This window comes from Geminocystis sp. CENA526 (assembly GCF_050753365.1).
GTDB lineage: Bacteria > Cyanobacteriota > Cyanobacteriia > Cyanobacteriales > Cyanobacteriaceae > Geminocystis.
This window is the reverse complement of the sequence record NZ_JBLZFY010000232.1, coordinates 1-2116: the sequence shown is the minus strand read 5'-3', so window position 1 is coordinate 2116 and position 2116 is coordinate 1. Positions and strand designations below refer to the sequence as shown.

1 pseudogene is annotated in these 2116 nt (G+C 34.8%); it reads right to left on the bottom strand.

Annotated elements, in window-relative coordinates:
• Nucleotides 1–88 precede the first annotated feature (88 nt).
• Nucleotides 89–2116: pseudogene (locus ACN4EE_RS22975) on the bottom strand (hypothetical protein); the annotation flags it as partial.

Sequence of the window (2116 nt, the reverse complement as noted above, 5' to 3'; positions counted from 1 at the left end):
TAGGGCATTTATTTTTATTAGTTAAATTCATATTTTATCAATGAGATTGGGCTACTGATTTGTAACCCAAATCCACAAGGTAATTAAGTTAATCTTTATAGGAATCAGCCCATCTTCTGCCTAAGACATGAAGTAAGGATTTTAACCCCATAATAAAAGGTGTTTTTTCTCTAATATTTTTGGCATCTCCTTTTACTTCTAATAGTTCACTTTCAAGGTGAAATTTAATTTCTCCCCATAAATCACTATTTTTTTCTTCTTGAGATTCATTTTCTGGACGTTCATTCGCAGGTACTTGGGGTTTATAATCATTACGAGATAACGGTTTAATCGTCTCAATATTTAAACTTTTAAGCCCTGCATGAAATTCATATAAAAATTTCTCTAAATGATTAAGATTAGGTATATCAAATTTAGTAATTGTACCTTCTAAATGAAGACGAGATTCCCAATTTCTTTCTTCCTTAAATTCTTCGTCATCATCGTGATATTCCACATAATAATCTTCCCCCGCAATGGGTTGTTTATCGGTATTTTCAATGATTCCTGTTAATTCTGTTTGACTTAAAACTAAACCACAGGCTACTTCATGTTTTGGGCGAGTACTTAATCTAGTTTTCTCATTAGTATTTTTGAAACCAGAACCTTTACTTAACATTAAACTAAGAAGTTTATTAAATTCGGTATTTTGATCAAATTTACCCGTAGGAGAAAGCCAATGTAAGAAACGAGAAGCGTTACCACCAATATATACAGATGTGATTTGTTCTTTACTATACTTGCCTTGTTCGTGCAAGACTCGCAAAATTAAGCCAACATAGTAATATAAACCGCCCACTCCCAACGCTGTCAAGGTGATTAAACGTTGAAAATACTCATCTTCGTTTTTATAGATACGCTGTTTATTTAACCATTCTTCAGCTTTGTGACGTAAGGCAACATCGATATTTGTCATGATGGAATATTCGCTTAATCCATTCCAATCATTGTTAATAAATTCTTTCATCAATTTTTGCGCGTAAGGGGGATTCATGGCAATAATCTCAGAAAAAATGTTACGCCCTGCAAACAATACCGAACATTGATGAACGATACGATTGTTTTCCCAAATCGATATATCGGAAGTGCCTCCTCCCATATCAATACAAGTGGTACGCACAAGGGGATTTTTTTCTTTATCTTTGAAATATTGAGCTAAGGCTACGCTTTCAGTACAAAAACGTTGGGTATCATCAATTCTAGGGGTAGAGTAGTTAATGCCTGTTTTTGGACTTAATTCTTCGGCTATTTCTTCCCAGTTACGATGAAAAGTGGTTAAGTTGGTGACGGAAAAGGCACTAGGATAAGATACACTCCATTCGATCGAATTAATGGTTGATTTCACCGCTAAAGCAGAAATATGTAAAGCTAAATGCCGTAAAAACGCTTTAGAATATTTCATATTTGACCATTTTAAATCTAACTTAATCCATTGTTTATCAGGATCAAATTCCGCAGGGTCTGGTACAAATATACGCCCATCCAAAATTGGTTGTAACTCTCCATATTCATCACCATTTTGTGTAGTAAGTACCGTTGATAAAGGTAATGGTTGCTCAGGAGGTAAAAAAGTTTCAGGAATAAAACTTTGTAAAAGGGTAGGAATACGAGTAGGTAAAGGACTTTCTGTGATATTCAGTTGTAAATTATTATTAATATCAAGGGCAGTATCACCGCTATTTTCTCCCTTAACATAAACGTTAGTAAAAGATGTACCAAAGTCAACCCCTACTCGCCATGTGCCTCTAGGGTTAATTTCTGGGGGAGTAGCTAATAAAATTAAACCTAAGTCAGTGCTAGGATAACGAGAATCTTTACAAACTACATAAGTAGGCATTTTATCTAATGTAGAAAGTTGGTATGATCCAGTACCATTAGGGGCGTTAAAACTGCGAGGTTGTTGGGTAGGATTAGGAAAATAAACCCCAAAAGTTTGATCTCCATAAGCACCATCGTAGTAAAAAGTATAGTAGGTTTTCCAGTTAGTAGCACGGAAATTAGGCCACACTGTTAATACTGGCATATACTTAATAGCGTTTTCTTCCTTGAGAATATACTCTTTTTGCAGACGTAGAGT